This window comes from Geobacillus sp. BMUD, from assembly GCF_013096845.1.
Classification (GTDB): Bacteria; Bacillota; Bacilli; order Bacillales; family Anoxybacillaceae; genus Geobacillus; species Geobacillus vulcani.
Genome location: NZ_SDLA01000021.1, coordinates 20,596 through 40,552, shown reverse-complemented (window position 1 = coordinate 40,552; position 19,957 = coordinate 20,596). Strand labels below are relative to the sequence as shown.

Sequence of the window (19,957 nt, the reverse complement as noted above, 5' to 3'; positions counted from 1 at the left end):
GTACATGTTCTTGGCAATATGGCACAGTTCTCTAAGAGTCAAGTATTCTTCTTTGGTCAAACCATTTAGCTGTTGCTTGATACAAAAATACATTTTTTCACCTCCCATCTAACTATATGATACTATATTTTACTGAATATATACTATTTTCAGTAAAATATAGTTAAGGCGATTCATCTCCCACTTACTCCGCTTCGCTTCGTTGAAGTGGGAGTCTTCTCGCCTAATTAAGATAAACACGATATACATCAGCGCCAAAAAAATCGGCAGCCCAACATAGCGGTTTGTCACCACTGCGTCGATTTTTTCCGTTAGCGTCAGCGGTTTTGGCGCAAACTCGATGGCCGCCGCCGCGATCGTTTCACTGATCCAGCGGTCGCGCGCTTCATAAATCAGCTGGGCGGCCCGGCAGCCAAGCGCCTGTTCCGTCTCCTCGCGGATCGCCAAGAGCGGCGACAAATCGAAGCGGTCACGCAAATAGGCGGCAATGCGCTCGTTTCCTTCCAGAAATTGCAGAGCCATCCAACGCTTATTTCCCGACATGTCATCCGGCAGCTGCTCGGCAATGCGGCGGATCGCGCGTTCCACCTCGATGCCGTAATCAATCAAAAAGCCGGAATGGTGTCCGTCTGTTGCCGACAAAATGGCGCGCGTTAACTCTGTTGTCCCCTGTCCTGTTCGGGCGATGACCGGAACAACTGGGACGCCGAGATGGCGCGACAGCTTGGCGGCATCGATTTTGACGCCGCGCTTTTCCGCGACATCGACCATGTTCAAAGCGATGATGAGCGGGCGGCCAAATTCCAATAGCTGAACCGTCAAATGCAAGTTGCGCTTAAGCTGCGACGCGTCAACGATATTGACGATCACTGAACACGGCTCGATCAATAAGAAATCAGTCGCCACTCCTTCATCGCGGGACAGCGGCTGGAGCGAGTAAATGCCAGGCAAATCAACGACCGGCACGCCGTGCTGGCGAAGCACTCCTACTTTCTTCTCGACCGTTACCCCGCTCCAGTTGCCAACATATTCATAAGAGCCGGTTAAACAATGACGTTTTGCCAGTGTTCGGGTTGCCAACCAGTGCTACGTACGCCATCATTTCACCTCAATCGCCGACGCTTCTTTGCGCCGCAAGCCGATGGCCTGTCCATCGACTTCGACCATCACCGGCCCGCCAAACGGCATCGCGGCTTTCAACCGCACTCTTTTCCCTTCTTTGACCCCTAGATGAAGAAGACGCTGTTTCAGTGCCTCATTGTCAACAGCCAAACGGACGATGAAGGCTGTCTCTCCTTTATGCAAATCGGTCAGCACCATCGTCTTTCCTCCTATTTCCCTGTCTACGCTTATTGATGCCAATAATGATTCTTTTTCTCAATTCCTATCATAGCACAACTGAAGAAAAAGGGAGTGACTTTTTTCGCAACCATGGTAGATTGTCAACATTTCTTCAAAAATTGATGATTTATTAGTTGAACTTTTCAAAAAAATGTATATAATTCCTTGTATATCTTTCCCATCTTTGTTCGAGGAGGAAATTCGAATGAACACGCTAGGAAGAATCAGCAACTTTGTCGGCAATACGTTTGCGATCTGGGTGCTTCTGTTCGGCGCGCTGGCTTTTTTCGTTCCCGGCGCGTTTACGTGGATCGCCCCGTATATTGTGCCGCTGTTAGGCATCGTGATGTTTGGCATGGGATTGACGCTTTCAGCAGATGATTTCAAAGAAGTATTCAAGCGTCCGCTTGATGTGTTGATCGGCGTCGTTGCCCAGTTTCTGATCATGCCGCTTGTCGCGTTTTTGCTCGCTTACTTTCTGCCGGTTTCGCGTGAAGTGGCGCTCGGCATTATTTTAGTCGGCTGCTGCCCGGGCGGAACGGCGTCCAACGTCATGACGTATTTGGCAAAAGGAGATACGGCTCTGTCGGTCGCCGTCACTTCTGTTTCGACGATTTTAGCGCCGATTTTGACGCCTTCGCTCATTTTGCTTTTAGCCGGGAAATGGCTGTCCGTATCGGCCGCTGCCTTGTTTTGGTCGATCGTCAAAGTCGTGCTCATTCCGATTGTTTTGGGCCTCATCGCCCAGGCGCTGTTCCAAAAGCAAGTCAAAGCATGCATCCCGGCGCTGCCGCTCGTTTCGGTCATCGCCATCGTGGCCATCGTCGCCGCCGTCGTCGGGCAAAACCAAGCGGCCATTGCCAAAAGCGGACTGCTTATTTTTCTTATTGTCGTTGCTCATAACGGGTTGGGCTTGTTGCTTGGGTATTGGTTTGCCAAACTGTTTCGCCTGTCACCGCCCAAACAAAAGGCGATTTCCATCGAAGTCGGCATGCAAAACTCCGGGCTTGGCGCGGCCTTGGCGACCGCCCATTTTTCGCCGCTCGCCGCCGTTCCGAGCGCCATTTTCAGCGTCTGGCACAATATTTCCGGTCCGATGGTCGCCACATACTTCCGCAAACAAGCGGATCGCCAACCACCGGATGGCAAGACGGTTTCCGCTTAACCTTACCTCTTGTGCCTTGTCCAACGGCAGGAAACAAAAAAGCTGTCTCCCGACAGAAACGCTTGTCTTCCGGGGACAGCTTTTTTGCTCACCGCCATGCTCAAGCGGCCAAGTGCTATTCAGAAAACGCTCCGTTTGGCATCGTCCCTTCAAACGGAAACACCATCCGCCCCGCCAGTTCAGGAAAATCAATGAACGGGTTGCGGTTGCCTTGGATGAAAAAAATCGCGCTGTTGCGATGATGTTCATACACCGTCGGCGGAAATTGCTCGTGCCAACGGACAAGGAGCGGAATATCGATTTTGCGCCGAAACGACTTTGCGATCGCCTTCGGATAGCGAAGCAGAAAGTACAGCATGGCCCTTGCCGCCGTCCCTTTGCCGTACTCCGGCTCGAAATAGCCGTTATAGACAACGCCGCAACGGTTTTGGACTTGCTCGTCGGGGTCTTCCGGATTGTAAAACGGAAAATCCGCATACGGAAAATTCGACCGCATCGTGTTGCACTCCGGCTGGCAGACGAACAAATGATGCAAATCACCTTTCATCGGTTCGCGGGCGCCAAACCAAGACTGCGGCACGACATGTTCGGCATTGAATTTCCATTGCTGCTCGATCGTTTTCACCCGCTCGTGCACATCGCCGAGCCCATGCTTCATTTTTTTCAACAACTGGCGAAATTCATCGTAGCGCCGTTTCATCGTTTGGACATCTTGGACGATCAACATCTTCGGGTCTTTTCGCTCGCCGGAGTACAAGCTTCGCACCGTTCCGTCCGGCTGCAAGTCGACCCATGTGTACAAATATTCGTCCTTGCTGAAAAAATACGGCAGCCGCCGCTTATGGGTGCGCGCCACCAGTTCGTGATAGCGGACAAACAACATCAATCCGTCCCCGTCAAGCGGCAGATGACGATAATACCGATCGCGCGCCCTCTCATCTTCTGCGGCCTGGTAATACGCGTCCTCCAGAGCGAGCCGCTCGTTCAACTGCTCCAGCTGCGCGGCAACATCTTCCGTTTGCCATTGGCTGAGCTCGTCAAGCTGCCGTTCCGCCTCCCCCATCGCCGTTCCCCTCTCTTCCTTTTTTTCTTTTAGTGTATCATGGAAGGAGGGGAGGACGACAGCAGCGCTAATGCAAAAGAAATGACGTAGCGCCGAACAAAACGGCGGCGATGCCGGCGGCGATCAACGATGGAATCAACTTTGTGCGCGCGTATTCCATCACCGGCAAATCCAAAATGGTGCACAGCGTCACTGTATTGTCGCTGAGCGGCGACGCGAACGCCCCGAACGTCCCGCTCGCAAACACCGCGCCGATGACCGGCAAAATGTTCGTTCCCGCTTGGCTCGCGAGCGTCACGCCAAGCGGCATCAACATCCCCCACGTCCCCCACGACGAGCCGATGAAATAGGAAATGACGGCGCCAAGCAAAAACAAAATCGGGGCGACAAAAAACGGTGGAATCCATTCTTTAACATGGCCCGTAATGTATTGCGAAAACCCTAAATCCTCCGCCACAGCTGACAGCGCCCAAATGAGCGCCAGCATCAAAATGACGGACATGAGTTCATTGCCGCCCTTGACAAAATGAGTCAACAAATCCGTCAATCGAAATCGCTGCCAAAGGAAGAACGCAACGGTGATCATGACCGTAAACAGCAGCGCCTCCAACATCGCCCCGAGCGCATCGCTTTGCAAAAACGCCTCCCAAAACGTTCTCGCCCCGCGGTGACCGTCCCACCAGCTTAAAAACAACGTCAAAACAAGCACGATCGAAAGGGGAACGATCAAATTCCAAGGCCTGGCCGGCGTTTCTTTTTGATAAGCGCGCGGGCATGTCTGCATCGCGTCTCCTTCTTCCCCTTGCGCTTCGTTGGGCGGATGGTCAGCCGGCCGCTGTTCTTCCGCCATTTCGAGTGCCAAACGCTCATTCCAGCGCTGGATCGGCTTCATCCCCCGCTCTTTGCTGACCTCCGCCTGTTTTTTGCGCGAGTAGACAAAAAAGCTGTAGTACAGCCCGACGGCAATCATGGCATACGAGAAAAAGTTAAACGGAATGCTTCGGACGTACACGATGTACGGCTCCGCTCCGATGCCGGCCGTATCGAGCGCCTTGTCGATGACCGACACCATATAGCCGACGAACGCGGTGGCAATTGGGATCAGCGCGACAACCGGGTTGGATGTCACCTCAATGGCAAAGCCGATTTGCTGGGACGACAGCCCAAGCCGTTTGCGCAGTGCCTTCATGATCGGCGCGACGGTGACGATGCGAAAATCGGGGTCGCTAAACGTCACCATCGTCGAGATCCATGTCAGCAGCATGGCCGCTTTGGCCGATTTCACTTTTTTGCTGACGAGATGGACGAATCCTTTGATTCCACCGGTATATTTGATCATGCTGACAAGACCGGCGAACACGTATAAGAACATGATGATGCGAATGTTGTTCGTCTGCATCAAGTTATCGACGACATAATGAAGCATCGTTCGCAATCCGCCCAGCAGCGACGGCGTCAACAAATAGCTTCCGACCAACAGCCCGACAAACAGACCGGGAATCACTTGCTTCGTCCAAATCGAAATCGGGATAACAACTAAAAATGGCAAGAGAGCTTTCCACGACGGTTCCATTGACCATTCACTCCTTTCTTTAAAAAGTATGGCGACTGTTTCCCTTGTCTATGCAAACGGTCATTGATTTTCCCCAACAACAGGGAGACGAGTCCACACAAAAAGCGCGCCGCATGGTGGCACGCGCAAAAGAAACCGCTTTCCTACCCTAAAAAATAAAAAGCTGCCCATTAGACAGCTTTCACCGCTTCTCTTCGGGACGGCAGCGCCAACAAGTGGAGCGTCACTTCCGGCTTCGAGCCGATCCGGATGTTCACTCCCGTTTGCCCAAGCCCTTCGTTGATATAAAACGGTTTTCCTTCCCATTCATGATAACCTTTGATCATGTTCCGCTCGGTGAGCGTTTTGCTCATTTTCGCCAAATGGTACGGCTTCGGCCAATGAATTTGCCCGCCGTGGAAATGACCCGACAACAGATAGTCAAAATGATAATCTTTCATATGCGGCACGATGTCTGGGTCGTGCGTCAACACGAGGTTGATGCCGTCTTTCACGCCAGCGTACGCCTTTTTGATGTCGCTGCGCCCCGTGTAAAAATCATCGATGCCGATGATATTGACGGTTTGACCGTTGACCGTGATCGTTTTCGTCTCGTTTTGCAAGACGACGCAGCCGTGCGCCTCAAGCGTCGTTTTCAAGCGCTCGAACGGTTCGCCTTGAAGCACGTAATCGTGGTTGCCAAACACCGCATACATGCCGTACGTCGGTTTCAATGCATTCAGCGCGGCCAAATACGGACCGAGCTTGACGATGCTTTCCTCACGGTCCAAAAAATCGCCCGTCAACGCGATCAAATCGATCGCTTCGTCTTTCAGCTTGTTGTATAAATCGTCCGGGGGGATCGACAGTTTTTCAAGATGCAAATCCGATAGCTGCAAAATCCGAAGGGCTCCGTCCCCATCCTCTGAACAGCCGCCAACTTGGACTTTATGCAAAACCGCTTCATACGTGTTGCGGTGGGCTTTACGAATGGCCAAAGCAAGCAATAACAAAATGGCAAGAACGACAAAAAAGAATGTCATCGTCTTCTCTCCTCCCTCGATACCCATTATAGTGAAATGGAGGAGAGAAGAAAGAGGGAGTTAGTGGATGAGATGGCAGCCGTATAGCGAAAACAGCTTTTCTTTTGACATCAACAAATACTTCGGCGGGCGGACAAGCGGCACTAGACGGTGTTGAGCCAATGTCATCATCGGCCAATGGGATGCCATTTTAAACCAACGGTAAAATGAATTCCCAATGTCCACGGTATCAAATCCGAGCCTCTCACATCCTTTGTTTAACATGGTCACGCCGATGATCCCTTTTATGCGGGAGGACTGTTCGTGATGGTAAAGATGATGGGCGACATGCGGCAAACCGGCTTTCACTTGTTCGAAAATATAACGTCCTTTTTGAATATCGCTTCGATACTGCATCAGTTCGCGAAGCAGACGAACATTATGAAGGTGAATTTTCAACAGCCAGTCATTGGCCGCGATCGTCGTTCCGTCTGAAAGGTAAATTGTTTCACCCTTGTATCGAAGCAAACGGACGCGGAAAATGGAACGGCAGCCGTTCTCTTTCCCACCAGCATATTCGAGGCGGGAACATGCATAATAGAGCGGATCCATCAGTCCCCATACAGACAACAGCCACTGCGTCGCTTTGCTTCTCATTGGCGGCATCCTTCCCCTGCTCGTTCTATCCATTTACATTATGGAATCGATCGAGCGCCATTATAAATGGAGAAAAAAGGAGAAAAAATCGCTGCATGACCAGTCGGGAGACGCGCATACTGAGGTCCAGTTCCATTTCGCCCCCTGCCCCAGGCTGTATCCCACCCGAACACAAGCGGAGCTGATCAACCAAACGATCGGGTTTTTGCAGGAAGGGCTTCGTTTGCTGTCGTTGTAAGGCAGTCGAACCGTGGGACGCACGGGGATGGCTTGGTTCATAGCCTGCCGTGGGGCGGGTGTTCCCAAGAATCTCCCACCTCTAAGCGTTAGCGTAGGTGGGAGAGCGTTCAATAAACCACCAACTCTCTAGAAGGCTGGTGAAAAACAACAGATTCGCTCGATTTGTGGGAAATTACAAGGAATGAAATGATGACGTTACAAGGTTTTTCAATTTGAGAAACACTGTTGGAGAGCAGTATTTCCCCTTAAATCACCGGCCTTCTAGGAGGGCGGTGAAAAACGGCTGATTCCCTTACTCAATGGGGGGAATGGGCGAAAAGCAGGATCGATGCAACAAGGTTTTTCTAATTGAGAAATGAAATGGTAAAGCCGTATTCACGATTAAATCACCAGCCTCCTAGAAGAAAGACGGAAAGAACAGCCCTGAACAGCAAACAAAACGCGCCTGCCTCATGTGATCGCAAAGGCAGGCGCCGTTTAGCGGCGGGTGCTGACGGTGACGAAGACAAATTTGTCGTACCGATGACGGGAAAAGGAGTATTCAAAGGGCTCTCCATTGTTCAAAAAACCAACCTGTTCCAATTCCAATACCGGATCGTCGGGTGCGCACTGCAAGTACTGCTGATCGAGCTCATTCGGTTTATCTGCGCGGATCTTTCGGTGCGACCCTGCAATCGTTAAGCCGAGTTCGTGAGTGATGTAACGATAAATCGAGCCATGAAGCACCGTTTCATTGAGCCCCGGGATCAAATGGACGGGCATATACGTCCGCTCAATGACGTACGGTTCGCCATCCACATTGCGCAGGCGGATTAAGTGGTACACCGGCGTGTTCGTGTCGATGCATAAATGGGCCGCCACTTCATCGGACGGAAACAACACTTCGAACGCAATGATTTTGCTTGTTACCTCGCGTCCTTTCAGTACACCTGTCAAACCGAGTGTCTCGTTGCTGACGACGTTAACGAGTCCGTCAAGCATCGCGGATTTCACAATAAACGTGCCATGGCCGCGCTTTCGATACAACAGCCCTTCGGACACAAGCAGATCAAGCGCCCGTTTCACGGTCATCCGGCTGCAGCCAAACTCCTCAGCGAGCGAGATTTCATCAGGAATCGGCTCGTCTAGGGAATACACTCCCTCTTTAATTCGTCTGCGTATTTCGTTAGAAATTTGCTCATATTTTGGCATCGTTTTCATCCCTCGTCATTGTCCTATTTTCATTGTACGAACAATCATCTGTTTGCACAATAGCCAATGCGGCTTTCTCCTTCACCGCTTTTGCTTTGCCGCTCCGTTCTCCCAACCGACAAAAAGCGCCCCGCTGCCCAGGACGCCTTGCTTTCCGTTTAAAATCCGTTGTTTTCTGCCAACGATTTAAACCAATAACCGCTTTTTTTAATCGTTCGTTTCAAACCGTTCTCCAAGTCGACTGCCACGAGCCCATACCGATTTTTATAGGCATTGGTCCACGACCAATTGTCCATAAACGTCCAAAGATGGTAGCCTTTCACATTGACTCCTTCTTCAATCGCGCGATGCACCCATTTTAAATGCTCGCGAATGAATTCAATCCGGTAGTCGTCATGAATCATGCCGCTTTCATCACGGAACCGTTCTTCTCCTTCAACGCCCATGCCGTTTTCGGAAATAAAGCACTCAATGTTTCCATAGTTTTCCTTGATATTGATTAAAATATCATAAATGCCTTTTTCATAAATTTCCCAACCACGATACGGGTTCATTTTCCGCCCCGGCATGGCATAGTAATCGAAAAACCGTTCAGGCAAAAACGGGGCGTCCGGATTTGGCATATTTTCTTTCGCCTTGACGCGGCGCGGTTGATAGTAGTTGATGCCAAGCAAATCGATCGTATTTTCTTTGATAAGTTCGCGATCGTTAGCTTTCGTCACGGGCAAAAAGCCGTATTCAGCCAACAGCTCGATTAAATCTTGCGGGTATTCTCCTTTTACCGCAGGATCCAAGAAACTGCGGTTAAACAACAAATCAGCGATATGCGCCGCTTTCACATCAGCCGGATGTTGGCTGCGCGGATAAGATGGCGTTAAATTCAAAATGATGCCGATCTTTCCATCCGTTATCGCCGCCCTGCGGAAGGCGGCAACCGCTTTGGCATGGGCAATCATCGTATGGTAAGCCACCTGCACGGCACGGCGGAAGTCAACCACATTCGGATAGTGGAAATCGTACAAATACCCGCCTTCTACAGGAACAATCGGCTCATTGTGCGTAAACCATGTTTTCACCCGATCGCCAAACAGTTGAAAACAAAGGCTAGCATAGCGGGCATAAGCATCGACCACTTCACGATTTTCCCATCCTCCAATGGTTTGCATCACCAGCGGCATATCAAAATGGTATAAATTCACAAACGGTTCAATCCCGTTCGCCAGCAATTCATCGATGACCGCATTGTAAAACCGCACCGCCTCCGGGTTGACCTCACCAACCCCATCTGGAATCAAACGCGACCATGAAATTGAAAACCGGAATGAATTATGGCCGATCTCCTTCATTAACGCAATGTCCTCTTTGTAGCGATGATAAAAATCAGATGCCACCTCCGGGCCGACGCCTTGAAAAAAGCGGTGAGGCTCTTGTTCATACCAATGATCCCAAATGTTCTTCCCTTTCCCCCCTTCGTTTGCCGCTCCTTCGATTTGCGTCGCGGATGTCGCACTTCCCCACCAAAATCCGGCAGGAAAGCGATAGGTGATTGGTTGCTTTGATCGTTGTTCCATCGCGATTCACCTCATTTGCTGTATCGTTATGATGCACTTTTCGCAGCGTCTTGCCCCTCTTCCCGCTCTTTTTGCAAGTTCATCCGGTCAATGAACTTTAAGAATGGAAACCAAATGACAAGCACAATCAGGAAATTGACCACTTGCAGCAATCCGCCGGCCAGCGAGTTCGTCGCCATAATGCCGTTGATGAAAATCGGCACCGTCCATGGCACCGCTACGCCGTTAGGCGGCGGTACAAGGCCTGAGGACATTGCCAAATAGGTCACCAACGTGACGACCATCGGCGCCAAAATCCACGGGACGATGACGAGCGGATTCATCACGACCGGCAAACCGAAAATAATCGGTTCATTGACGTTAAAGATTCCGGGTCCGAGCCCGAGCTTAGCCACCTGCTTCATTTGCTTGCTCTTCATAAAGAGCAAGATGGCGAAAATGACAGCAAGCGTCATTCCCGTTCCGCCCATGCCGACCGTGTAAATTTCAATAAACTGTTTGCTGACGACATGCGGAACTTCCCCCGCTTTTGTATACGCATTTAAGTTTTCGAGCGACAGTGTGTTCCAAATCGGATCCATCACCGAGTTAATGATGATTTGCCCGTGTAGCCCGAAAAACCACAAAATTTGCGTGACAAAAATCGCGATCAGCGTTGGAATAATGCCGCTTCCCAGCCCGACAAGCGGTGCTTGCACTGCATTGTAAATGACATCATGCATGTTTGTCTTAAAAATTTGTGTTACAATGATATTGACGACGAGGAAGAAGGTCAGGGTGACCACGGCTGGAATCAACGCGGCAAACGACTTCGCAACCGCCGGCGGCACCCCGGCTGGCATTTTGATTGTAATATTTTTTTGCACAACCTTCCGGTAAATTTCACCAGCAGTAAATGCGGTAACCATGCCAAGAAACATCCCTTTCGCTCCTAGGCGGTCGAGCGGGATGACTCCTTGCACAGCTTCTTTCCCCTCAACCTGCAAAACGAATGGCGTCAACAAGAGAAAAGAAGCTAACGCGATCGCACCGCCGAAAATCCCCTCAACTTCATAACTTTTCGACAAATAATAGCCAATACCAAACACGACGAAAATCGTCATTACACCCATTGTTGCATTTGGGGCAACACCGAGCATCTCTTTAAGCGCATTAAGGCTGTTTTCACTCATCACCTTGTCCAAAAACGGCAAGTTGGCGATGACGACTGCGATCGAACCAAAAATCGTCAACGGAAACGCCAACATAAACGCATCGCGCAACACTTGCAAATAACGGCTATTGTTCAACTTTCCAGCGATCGGAACAAGCACTTTGCTTAATTTTTCGAATAATGCTTGGTTCATGCTGCCATCCTCCTTTTATACGTTTCGTTCCTTCAACAGTGCGAGCATTTCTTTTACAATTTCTTTCATCGCCAGCGTTGACATGACGTGATCTTCGGCATGCATGAGAAGCAACGTAATATTTGTTTGCTCGCCGCTGGCCTCTTTTTGAATAAGTTGGAAATGGACATCATGGGCGATGCTTAAGTCCTGCTCTGCTTCTTGAATCAGCCGCTCCGCTTCTCCGATCTGTCCAGTCCGGTATTCACGGATGGCTTGGATGATTTTGCTGCGGGCGTTGCCACTATGCAAAATTAACTGGAAAGCAACTTGTTCATTGGTAAGTTGATTGATATCGATTTTCTCCATCCGTTACTGATCCCCCATCAATTTTAATGCCTGCTCATACACTTTTTTGCCATCCGCCATCCCATAAGCCACCATGTCAATGACATCGACTGGAATGCCGTATTTTTGCGCTTCTTTTTGCAATTCCCCTTTCAAAAAGCTCATTTGTGGACCAATAAGGACGACATCGGCTTTGGCCATCTCTTTTTTCGCCTGATCTTGACCGACCGCCCAAATCTCTGCCTCCTCACCGACGGATTTGGCATACTCCTGCATTTTCGTCACTAGCAAGCTTGTCGACATTCCAGAACTGCACGCCAATAAAATCCGTTTCATGGTTCATTCCTCCTCTTTGCATTGAGTAAAACAAATGATATCGTTTTCAATTTAAATTATATACATTTGATTTTATTTGTCTAGTCATTTAATAAAAAAGATTAATATTTTTAAACCAACCTTTTGATCCTGCAACAAAAAAAGCGCGCACGAATCTCTGTGCGCGCCAAGCAACTATGCTCTTATTATTGGACAAACGCCGCTGTGTTTACATCCTGTTGGCACACGGCCAGGCGGTTTTCCGCATGCTCTGCTTCCAAGCAGGGGATGCGTCCAAAATTCGAATCTGTCCGCACCCCTAGGAACGCATCCGAAAATGCGCGTTCATTTGCCCTTTTAACATCCGCTCGCGCAGCTCTTTCGTCATCTCTTGACGGATTTCCCAAGTCGATACACCTTCCTCGCGTTGATTGGCAATTTTCATCAACTGCTCCACATCGGCGAATGAATATTTGCGAGTTCCTTTGGAACGGTCAGGGAACACCAGCTTCCGTTCCTCGTAATAACGAATTTGCCGCTGCGACAGCCCGGTCAGTTCGCTGACGACACCGATCGAAATAACTTTTTTATATTTGTAATGATCCTCTTGTGGATGAGCAGTCATTTTCCTCACCTCTATACGTTACATTTTCTAACACAATTATACAAAAAATCATGGCACCTCGTTAACTTTTGTAAATAAAATTAACATATTTTTTAAATTTCCTGTAAATGAGCTTAACACATTCGCTGTACACTAAAGAAAAAGGTGGTATCGTAAAGGTAAAAACAGGGAGGGAGCGACATGGGGAAATGGATGCAACAGGCAGTAAAACAACAAAAACAGTTTTATATTAACCAACTGCTGCGAGTGGGTTTGACCGATGATCCAGCACAGCTGGAACACTGGACGATAGCGGAATTGCGCCGCGAATACGAACGATTCAGACCAATCTGGACCATGAAAGGAGGCCAGTTCCATGAACGAAAAAGCGCTCGAGCTGGCGAAACGCATCATTGAGCTCGATCTGCAACGCGATGCCATGTTTGAACAGCTGATCCAACTTGTTGGAAACCGGGCTGAGGAGCTGCTCCGTTTTTTCCAAAACCGACTTTAACGTAATTTCGGAAAGAAGTCTCCCACCTCAAGCATTAGCTAAATGGTGAGTAGTTCACGTCCGTTGCCCTCACCAAGCAACAAAGAAGACAATTGCCCGACTCCTCGGCCACCCGCCCAAAAGATCGTTTACTGTTTGCAACGAAGCGCCCACTCCTTCATCTGCACGCTTACGCCAACAGATAACGGATGATGTCACAGGAGAAACGATTCTGCTGATTAAGCCGCTGGCAAACGAACGAGCGCCCCACAAGCAGAAGGTGCCCCAACACCACATCGTTAGGGGACACCTTCTCTGATGCTCGTTATTCTTTGACGGAAAGCGTTACCTTCAATATTGCCGCGGACCGTTTTCGAATACGGGTAGATTTGATGGGCAGCATGCACCAGCTACTCAGCCGTTGTGCGATCAACACCTAGCACACACACTTCCTCTTTCCTCCTCTCTAGCAACCGCTCCTATTATCCAGAGCGCTCAACCGTATCTTTTCCAAGAGGAACAGCCTCTGCCGCCCGCGTTTGTAAGCGGCGCGCCGTCAACATAGCACCCCCCAGAACAATGGCAAACAGCCAAAATCCATACGCCGAAGAACCGATCCACTGCTTCATTGCCCCGAGCACGTTCGGCAACAAAAACCCTCCCAACCCGCCGGCCGCCCCGATGATGCCCGTCAACAAGCCGACCTCTTTCGGAAACCATGTGGGAACAACTTGGAACAACGCGCCGTTCGCGGCGCCAAAACAAAGGAAGAGAGCGACCATCAATCCGAACACGATGAAAAGGGGCGGCAATGTGCCGATGAACGCAAGCAAAACCGCTCCAACGGCAAACAACAAGGAAAGAAGCCGCATTCCGCCGATCCGGTCAGCGATATAACCGCCAATCGGGCGGATCAAACTGCCAGCAAACACGACGGCGGTGACGAAATCGCCGGCCGCGATTTTGCTGACACCATACTCATCAAAGAAGAAAATGCCCAAGTAACCCGTCAATCCGACAAATCCACCGAATGACAAGCTGTAGAAGAAACAAAACAGCCATGCTTCTTTTCGACGGAGGACGGCTCCGTATTCACGCAATGAAACGGGCTTCACCGCTGTTGGACATTCACGCGCCAGCCAGGCGAATAGAAGAAAGACAACAACAAGCGGTACGAGCGCCAATCCAAACACCGCATTCCAACCATACGCCTCCGCCAGCCGCGGACCAAACAGCGTTGCCAGCACCGTCCCGCTGTTTCCGGCCCCAGCAATCCCCATGGCCAGCCCTTGATATTCTTTCGGATACCAGCGGCTTGCAAGGGGCAAAGCAACAGCGAAACTAGCTCCACCTACTCCAAGCAAAAATCCAAGAGCATACACATCCGACATATGGTCAGCAAACAGCCACCCCCACACAAGCGGCACAGCCGTCACCGCCATGCCGAGCAGACCAGCCCGCTTTCCGCCCCAGCGGTCGGCGAGCAGCCCCATCGGAATGCGAAGCAGCGCCCCTCCCAACACGGGAATGGCGACCATCATCCCTTTTTCCGCCGGCGTGAGCGCAAACGACTCGGCGACAAATACACCAAGCGCGCCAAGCAAGTTCCAAATCATGAAACTAATATCAAAGTACAAAAACGACGACAAAAGCGTCCGCGCATGCCCCACACGCCAAAACGATTTCTTCACCATCTTCTCTCGACCTCCCCCTTGGCATGGAAGTTCCCTTATGCTATAATGGGAATGAAAGCGATTTCTCCACCTGCTTCCCGCCGTATTGCCGGGAAGTTTTTTTCTGCATTCGTTATTCATTGAAAAAGTCGGCGATTTAGCAGATCCATCACCATAGCGTTCCCCGCTCGCGAACCTTGATGAGTGCGGTTCCCTAAACTGTCGATGGAGGACAGAAGGCTGTTTTCTCTACATGAATCATCCGGCGGCCCTTGGCAGTTAATTTCTCCCTAAATCAACAACCGGCCGCACCCGAGCTGCGCACCGCTTAAACGCCGGCATCCGGCAATGCGGATCCAGTTCATCGGACGTGACGTTGTTAATTTGTTGCAGGCCGCTCCAGTGGAATGGGACAAAGATGGTATCCTCGCGAATTTGATCATTGTAACGGCTGCGGGCGACCGCCGCACCGCGCCGCGTTTCAATGCGTACAAGCATCCCTGGACCGATTCCGTATCGCTTCGCCGTCCTCGGGTGGATCTCGACGGTCGCCTCCGGCTGCCGCGCCGCCAGCGCTGGACTGCGTCGCGTCTGCGTTCCGCTCAAATAATGAACGAGCACCCGACCTGTCGTTAAGTAAAGCGGATACCATTCATCCGTCTCCTCTTTGTCTGTCCGAAACGACAAAACCGCAAACCTCGCCTTGCCATCTGGGTGAGCAAATCGATCCGTGAATAACCTTGGGGTGCCGAGATGCGAGACCTCCGGACACGGCCAGTAGATGCGTTCACGGCGCAGCCGCTCATATGTCACACCATAATAGTCCGCTTTGCCGCCGCGGCTCGCCAGCCGCAGTTCGTTGAAAATCTCTTCAGCTGACGCAAAGGAAAAGTAGCGGCCCTTGCCAAGCTTGTGAGCAATCGCGCATAAAATTTCCCAATCATGTTTCACCTCCCCAGGACGCTTCCGAGCCGCCGGCCGCAAGCATATCCGCCCTTCGACGTTCGTCACCGTCCCTTCATCTTCCAAATACGACGAAACAGGCAACACGAGATCCGCCAGCTCGGCTGTTTCCGACAAAAACATATCGGCAACGACAAGAAACTTAAGCTTCTTGAGCGCTCTAGCGACAAACGCGGCATTCGGGCTGGAGACGACGGGATTCGATCCCATGACAAACAGTCCGGTAATCTCGCCCGCATCGATTTTTTGCATCATTTCATACGCTGACACCCCCTTTCTCGGCAGTTCATCCGGCGCAACGCCCCATACGCTCGCAATATACCGTCGGTGTTCCGGATGCTCAATGCTTCGATAACCCGGGAGCTGGTCGGCTTTTTGTCCATGCTCGCGGCCGCCTTGTCCGTTCCCTTGCCCGGTGATCGAACCAAATCCTGAACCGGGCCGACCGATTTTGCCTGTCGCCAATACGGCGTTAATCCATTGTCTGACCGCTGCATAGCCGTCCGCTTGCTGCTCCAGGCCGCGCGCGGTGAGCACGATCGCTTCCGGTGCCTCCCCGTACTTCCGTGCCGCCAAACGGATCTTCTCAGCCGGCACGTCGGTCATCCGGACGATCTCGTCCATATCCATCGCTTCCACGTGCCGTTTCCATTCGGCAAACCCAACCGTCCGCTCGCGCACGAACGCTTCATCGATATATCCTTCTTCGATCAACACTTTTCCTACACCGACGGCCAATGCCGCATCCGTTCCCGGCTTGAGCGGCAGATGCAAATCGGCCAACGCCGCCGTTTTCGTTTCCCGCGGATCCACCACGATGAGAAACGCTCCGTTTTTCTTCGCTTCGTAAACATACGGCATCAACGTCGGCTGGCATTCGCCGATATTGGTCCCAACCAAAATGATCGTCTGAGCCAGCGGAATATCGGACAACGGATTCGTCAACCCGCGGTCAAGGCCGAATGCGTCGTTCATCGCAGCCGCAGCCGCCGACATGCAAAAGCGGCCGTTGTAGTCAATATGCCGTGTCTTGAGCGCCACGCGGGCAAATTTCCCAAGCAAATACGCCTCCTCGTTCGTCAAGGATCCGCCGCCGTAAACAGCAAACGCATCGACTCCATCTTTCTTTTGAATCGAGATGATTCGTTCCACGATTAGCGAAAGCGCCTCCTCCCAACTGACGCGCACAAACCGGCCGTCCACTTTGGCAAGCGGAAACAACAGCCGCTCGGGATGCAAAGCGTGCTGGTGAGCGTTGATCCCCTTTAAACAAAGGCGGCCGTTGGACGTCGGGTTGTCGATCGGGACCGCCTTGTAGCGGCGCCGTTCTACAATCCGCTCCTCCACCAGCTGAAGTGTGCACTGGACGCTGCAAAACGGACATTGGGTCGCGGCGGCCGTTTCCGACGCCCGTTCTTTTTCCTTGGCGCGAAAGTAGCGCAGCAATTCATTCGTCATCGTCATTCACCCGTTTCCTGCAACTCGACATATACACAGCCGTCTTCCACCGTCGCGCGGTACGTTTTGACGCACCCTTCATCCGGCGCCTGCGCCTGACCGTCTCTTAAGCAAATTTTCCAATCATGAAGCGGGCAAAACACATACTCGCCGCTGACAATGCCTTGCGACAGATCCCCTCCTTTATGCGGACAACGGTTTTCGACGGCGTATACTCGATCATCTTGGGTACGGAATAAAGCAAGCTCCAGCACCCCGATGTGCACGCATTTTCCAAGCCGTTTCGGCAACTGTTCGATTGTTCCCACTTTTACTCTCATCATCACTTCATCTCCTCGCATGGATGCATAGTCAAGCGCCAACCTGTCGGGCAGCCTTTTTTCTCTCCGCTAAAATGCTGGATAACGCCGGACGGCGGAAGCAACCGGCTTTTTTGCCCGCCCGTCTTTCCGTCCGCCGCCATTCCCTTTCATTCGACCGGCACCGGCTCTTTGTCGCCGAGATCGCAGAACAACGTTTGTTGCAGTCTCTCGTTTTCGACGATTTCCCGCCACGGATCTTTTGTCGCCGAAAGGGCTTTGTGAAGCCGTTCAAGCAGCGCGCGGCGCATTTCCACATCGAACAGCACTTCGCGGATATGCTCAAGTCCGACGCGCTCGACCCATTTGGACGTCCGCTCCAAATAATGCGCGGACTCCCGGTAATATTGCAAAAACGCGCCGGTCATCTCCATCACTTCTTCTTCCGTCTTGACCGTGCAAAGCAAGTCAGCCGCACGCAAATGGGTGCCGCCGTTGCCGCCGACATAAATTTCCCAGCCCCCCTCCACACCGACAACGCCAACGTCTTTAATGCCCGATTCGGCGCAGTTGCGCGGGCAGGCGGACACCGCCATTTTCACTTTATGCGGCGTTTTCAGCCGTTCAAATGTTTGTTCCATCCGGATGCCAAGCCCGGTCGAATCTTGCGTGCCAAAGCGGCAAAACTGCTTGCCGACGCACGTTTTCACCGTCCGCAGCGCCTTGGCGTAGGCGTAGCCGGACGGCATGCCGAGATCGGCCCAAATGCGCGGCAAATCTTCTTTTTTCACTCCAAGCAAGTCAATGCGCTGCCCTCCTGTGAGCTTAATCATCGGTACGTTGTATTTTTCTGCGACATCGGCAATTTTCCGCAGCTGCTCGGCTGTCGTCACCCCGCCGTACATGCGCGGCACAACGGAGTACGTGCCATCCGCCTGGATGTTGGCATGCAGCCGCTCATTGACAAACAACGATTCCACTTCTTCGTCGTACTCACCCGGATACAACATGCCTAAGTAATAATTGAGCGCCGGACGGCATTTGGAACAACCTTCTTCTTTTTTCCATCCCAATACGCTCATGACTTCTTTGACCGTCATCAGCCGTTTTTCTTTGATCGCTGCAATCACTTCCTCACGGCTTAAGTTCGTGCAGCCGCAGATCGTTTCTTTCACCGTATACCGATTCACTTCTTCACCGAGCATATGCTCAAGCAGTTCGGCGACAAGCCCTTTACACCCGCCGCATGAGCGGGACGCGTTCGTATAGTCGCGCACCTCAGCGACCGTCTTGAGCCCGTGTTCGGCAATCGCCTGACAAATCGCACCTTTTGTCACCCCGTTGCAGCCACAGACGACATCGGTATCCGCCATCGTCGCCACAAGGCTTTCTTTTCCTCCCGATGAAGCTGGCGCCAATAACGAAAGAGAAAGCGCCTCAAGCGAATCACCGCGCTGGATCATATCCAATAGTTTTCTTCCTTCGCTCGTATCGCCAAACAGCACGGCGCCAACGATTTTCCCTTCGCGAACGACGACTTTCTTGTACACCGAGCGCGCTTCATCATACAACTTGATCGATTCCGTGCCCTCACCGTCCATAAACTCGCCGGCTGAGAACACATCGACGCCTGACACTTTCAGTTGAGTCGAGACAACCGACCCTTCGTACGACTTTCCTTTTCGGCCGCAAATCACTTGTGCCAGCACTTTCCCCTGCTCATAAAGCGGAGCGACGAGCCCATAAACAACACCGCGATGTTCCGCGCATTCACCGACCGCGTAAATGTGCGGCACATTCGTTTCTAAATAATCGTTGACGATAATCCCTCGATTCACCGCGATTCCGCTTCTCCGCGCTAAATCAACATTCGGACGAATGCCGACCGCCATCACCACCAAGTCAGCGGCAATGGACGTACCGTCCTTAAATCGCACTCCTTCCACGCGGCCGTTGCCGAACAATTCGGCCGTCTCTTTGCGAAGCAAAAAGTTCATCCCTTGTTTCTCGAGTTCCCGCTGCAACAGCTTCGAAGCGGTCGGATCAAGCTGACGCTCCATTAAATAATCGAAGATATGGATGACATCGACGTCCATCCCTAAGTTAAGCAGGCCGCGCGCGGCCTCTAAACCAAGCAACCCCCCGCCGATGACCGCCGCTTTTTTGTACGTCTTCGCATATTCGATCATCCGCTCGCAATCTTGGATATCGCGAAACGCCGTCACCCCAGGCAAATCCGCCCCCGGCACCGGCAAGATAAACGGGTTCGAGCCCGTAGCTAAAATCAATTCATCGTATTCGACTACCCGCCCGCGGTCGGTCCGGACGAGCTGCTCTTCGTGATCAATGTCCGTCACCGTTTCGCCAGCAAACAGTCGAATGCCGTTTTGTTCGTACCATTCCCAACTGTTCAAGGTAATCTCATCAATGGACGTATCCCCTTGCAACACCTTGGACAACAAAATCCGGTTATAGTTCGGATGCGGCTCGCTGCCAAAAATCGTAATCTCAAACGCCTCACGATTGAGTTTTAAAATCTCCTCGATGCAACGAACTCCCGCCATGCCGTTGCCGACTAACACTAATTTTCGTTTCATGTCGTCATCCCTCCGCCTTCGTTCGATGTTACGCAATTTCGCTGTCAACGGTGCAGCCATAGCCGGATCACCATCACCAT

18 protein-coding genes and 1 pseudogene are annotated in these 19,957 nt (G+C 51.6%); 3 read left to right on the top strand and 16 right to left on the bottom strand.

Annotation, left to right across the window (positions count from 1 at the left end; translation table 11 throughout):
- Nucleotides 1-228: 228 nt before the first annotated feature.
- Nucleotides 229-1,099: pseudogene (locus ETC05_RS15975) on the bottom strand (FeoB small GTPase domain-containing protein); the annotation flags it as partial.
- A complete protein-coding gene (locus ETC05_RS15970) occupies nt 1,099-1,320 on the bottom strand; it encodes a FeoA family protein (RefSeq protein ID WP_031409308.1) in 222 nt (73 codons plus the stop codon). The gene ETC05_RS15970 and the pseudogene ETC05_RS15975, both read right to left, overlap by 1 nt.
- 226 nt (nt 1,321-1,546) lie before the next feature.
- On the opposite strand from ETC05_RS15970, the gene ETC05_RS15965 reads away from it, so the two are divergent.
- Entirely contained in the window at nt 1,547-2,506 is a 960-nt protein-coding gene (locus ETC05_RS15965) for a bile acid:sodium symporter family protein (protein WP_031409307.1), read from the top strand.
- Between the two features lie 115 nt (nt 2,507-2,621).
- On the opposite strand, the gene ETC05_RS15960 is transcribed toward ETC05_RS15965, so the two are convergent.
- From ETC05_RS15960 to ETC05_RS15915, 10 genes are all read right to left on the bottom strand, one after another.
- Nucleotides 2,622-3,569, bottom strand: coding sequence for an endonuclease I family protein (locus ETC05_RS15960; protein WP_171661413.1), 948 nt, complete (start codon nt 3,567-3,569; stop codon nt 2,622-2,624).
- 67 nt (nt 3,570-3,636) lie between these two features.
- Nucleotides 3,637-5,142, bottom strand: coding sequence for a Na+/H+ antiporter NhaC family protein (locus ETC05_RS15955; RefSeq protein ID WP_171661412.1), 1,506 nt, complete (start codon nt 5,140-5,142; stop codon nt 3,637-3,639).
- 170 nt (nt 5,143-5,312) lie between these two features.
- Nucleotides 5,313-6,164 carry a metallophosphoesterase gene (locus tag ETC05_RS15950; protein ID WP_031409301.1) on the bottom strand — a complete coding sequence of 284 codons (852 nt, stop codon included), beginning with the start codon at nt 6,162-6,164 and terminating at the stop codon, nt 5,313-5,315.
- 60 nt (nt 6,165-6,224) lie between these two features.
- The gene (locus ETC05_RS15945) at nt 6,225-6,800 is read right to left on the bottom strand and encodes a YkoP family protein (protein WP_031409298.1); all 576 of its coding nucleotides are present in this window, start codon (nt 6,798-6,800) and stop codon (nt 6,225-6,227) included.
- Between the two features lie 717 nt (nt 6,801-7,517).
- The gene (locus ETC05_RS15940) at nt 7,518-8,231 is read right to left on the bottom strand and encodes a GntR family transcriptional regulator (RefSeq protein WP_011231345.1); all 714 of its coding nucleotides are present in this window, start codon (nt 8,229-8,231) and stop codon (nt 7,518-7,520) included.
- Nucleotides 8,232-8,389: 158 nt separating this feature from the next.
- The gene (locus ETC05_RS15935; protein ID WP_171661411.1) at nt 8,390-9,802 is read right to left on the bottom strand and encodes a glycoside hydrolase family 1 protein; all 1,413 of its coding nucleotides are present in this window, start codon (nt 9,800-9,802) and stop codon (nt 8,390-8,392) included.
- Between the two features lie 26 nt (nt 9,803-9,828).
- Complete coding sequence (celB, locus tag ETC05_RS15930; protein ID WP_171661410.1) at nt 9,829-11,148, bottom strand: PTS cellobiose transporter subunit IIC; 1,320 nt, start codon at nt 11,146-11,148, stop codon at nt 9,829-9,831.
- A 15-nt stretch (nt 11,149-11,163) separates the two neighbouring features.
- Entirely contained in the window at nt 11,164-11,496 is a 333-nt protein-coding gene (locus tag ETC05_RS15925) for a PTS sugar transporter subunit IIA (RefSeq protein WP_171661409.1), read from the bottom strand.
- A gap of 3 nt (nt 11,497-11,499) precedes the next feature.
- Nucleotides 11,500-11,811 (bottom strand): PTS sugar transporter subunit IIB, encoded by a 312-nt coding sequence (locus ETC05_RS15920; RefSeq protein ID WP_171661408.1) that lies wholly within the window; start codon nt 11,809-11,811, stop codon nt 11,500-11,502.
- A gap of 298 nt (nt 11,812-12,109) precedes the next feature.
- Nucleotides 12,110-12,415 (bottom strand): MerR family transcriptional regulator, encoded by a 306-nt coding sequence (locus ETC05_RS15915; RefSeq protein ID WP_171661407.1) that lies wholly within the window; start codon nt 12,413-12,415, stop codon nt 12,110-12,112.
- Between the two features lie 180 nt (nt 12,416-12,595).
- Between ETC05_RS15915 and ETC05_RS15910 the strand changes: the two genes are divergently transcribed.
- A complete protein-coding gene (locus ETC05_RS15910; RefSeq protein ID WP_071880186.1) occupies nt 12,596-12,811 on the top strand; it encodes a Fur-regulated basic protein FbpA in 216 nt (71 codons plus the stop codon).
- Nucleotides 12,771-12,908: a hypothetical protein gene (locus ETC05_RS15905; RefSeq protein WP_165570902.1), complete on the top strand. Its 138-nt coding sequence runs from the start codon at nt 12,771-12,773 to the stop codon at nt 12,906-12,908. The genes ETC05_RS15910 and ETC05_RS15905 overlap by 41 nt, the downstream gene beginning before the upstream one ends.
- Nucleotides 12,909-13,369: 461 nt before the next feature.
- Here ETC05_RS15905 and ETC05_RS15900 read toward each other — a convergent pair whose 3' ends face one another.
- The 4 genes from ETC05_RS15900 to nirB form a co-directional block, all read right to left on the bottom strand.
- Entirely contained in the window at nt 13,370-14,581 is a 1,212-nt protein-coding gene (locus ETC05_RS15900) for a nitrate/nitrite transporter (protein ID WP_031409286.1), read from the bottom strand.
- 258 nt (nt 14,582-14,839) lie between these two features.
- A complete protein-coding gene (gene nasC, locus ETC05_RS15895) occupies nt 14,840-16,987 on the bottom strand; it encodes an assimilatory nitrate reductase catalytic subunit NasC (protein WP_031409283.1) in 2,148 nt (715 codons plus the stop codon).
- A complete protein-coding gene (nirD, locus tag ETC05_RS15890; RefSeq protein ID WP_031409281.1) occupies nt 16,984-17,304 on the bottom strand; it encodes a nitrite reductase small subunit NirD in 321 nt (106 codons plus the stop codon). Before nirD ends, nasC begins: the two co-directional genes overlap by 4 nt.
- Nucleotides 17,305-17,450: 146 nt before the next feature.
- Nucleotides 17,451-19,877 (bottom strand): nitrite reductase large subunit NirB, encoded by a 2,427-nt coding sequence (gene nirB / locus ETC05_RS15885; RefSeq protein WP_031409279.1) that lies wholly within the window; start codon nt 19,875-19,877, stop codon nt 17,451-17,453.
- Nucleotides 19,878-19,957 lie beyond the last annotated feature (80 nt).

What these genes read in the sequence shown, in the direction of transcription:
- ETC05_RS15970 (WP_031409308.1), bottom strand. Translation starts at nt 1,320, where the DNA reads ATGGTGCTGACCGATTTGCATAAAGGAGAGACAGCCTTCATCGTCCGT.
- ETC05_RS15965 (WP_031409307.1), top strand. Translation starts at nt 1,547, where the DNA reads ATGAACACGCTAGGAAGAATCAGCAACTTTGTCGGCAATACGTTTGCG.
- ETC05_RS15960 (WP_171661413.1), bottom strand. Translation starts at nt 3,569, where the DNA reads ATGGGGGAGGCGGAACGGCAGCTTGACGAGCTCAGCCAATGGCAAACG.
- ETC05_RS15955 (WP_171661412.1), bottom strand. Translation starts at nt 5,142, where the DNA reads ATGGAACCGTCGTGGAAAGCTCTCTTGCCATTTTTAGTTGTTATCCCG.
- ETC05_RS15950 (WP_031409301.1), bottom strand. Translation starts at nt 6,164, where the DNA reads ATGACATTCTTTTTTGTCGTTCTTGCCATTTTGTTATTGCTTGCTTTG.
- ETC05_RS15945 (WP_031409298.1), bottom strand. Translation starts at nt 6,800, where the DNA reads ATGAGAAGCAAAGCGACGCAGTGGCTGTTGTCTGTATGGGGACTGATG.
- ETC05_RS15940 (WP_011231345.1), bottom strand. Translation starts at nt 8,231, where the DNA reads ATGCCAAAATATGAGCAAATTTCTAACGAAATACGCAGACGAATTAAA.
- ETC05_RS15935 (WP_171661411.1), bottom strand. Translation starts at nt 9,802, where the DNA reads ATGGAACAACGATCAAAGCAACCAATCACCTATCGCTTTCCTGCCGGA.
- celB (WP_171661410.1), bottom strand. Translation starts at nt 11,148, where the DNA reads ATGAACCAAGCATTATTCGAAAAATTAAGCAAAGTGCTTGTTCCGATC.
- ETC05_RS15925 (WP_171661409.1), bottom strand. Translation starts at nt 11,496, where the DNA reads ATGGAGAAAATCGATATCAATCAACTTACCAATGAACAAGTTGCTTTC.
- ETC05_RS15920 (WP_171661408.1), bottom strand. Translation starts at nt 11,811, where the DNA reads ATGAAACGGATTTTATTGGCGTGCAGTTCTGGAATGTCGACAAGCTTG.
- ETC05_RS15915 (WP_171661407.1), bottom strand. Translation starts at nt 12,415, where the DNA reads ATGACTGCTCATCCACAAGAGGATCATTACAAATATAAAAAAGTTATT.
- ETC05_RS15910 (WP_071880186.1), top strand. Translation starts at nt 12,596, where the DNA reads ATGGGGAAATGGATGCAACAGGCAGTAAAACAACAAAAACAGTTTTAT.
- ETC05_RS15905 (WP_165570902.1), top strand. Translation starts at nt 12,771, where the DNA reads ATGAACGAAAAAGCGCTCGAGCTGGCGAAACGCATCATTGAGCTCGAT.
- ETC05_RS15900 (WP_031409286.1), bottom strand. Translation starts at nt 14,581, where the DNA reads ATGGTGAAGAAATCGTTTTGGCGTGTGGGGCATGCGCGGACGCTTTTG.
- nasC (WP_031409283.1), bottom strand. Translation starts at nt 16,987, where the DNA reads ATGACGATGACGAATGAATTGCTGCGCTACTTTCGCGCCAAGGAAAAA.
- nirD (WP_031409281.1), bottom strand. Translation starts at nt 17,304, where the DNA reads ATGATGAGAGTAAAAGTGGGAACAATCGAACAGTTGCCGAAACGGCTT.
- nirB (WP_031409279.1), bottom strand. Translation starts at nt 19,877, where the DNA reads ATGAAACGAAAATTAGTGTTAGTCGGCAACGGCATGGCGGGAGTTCGT.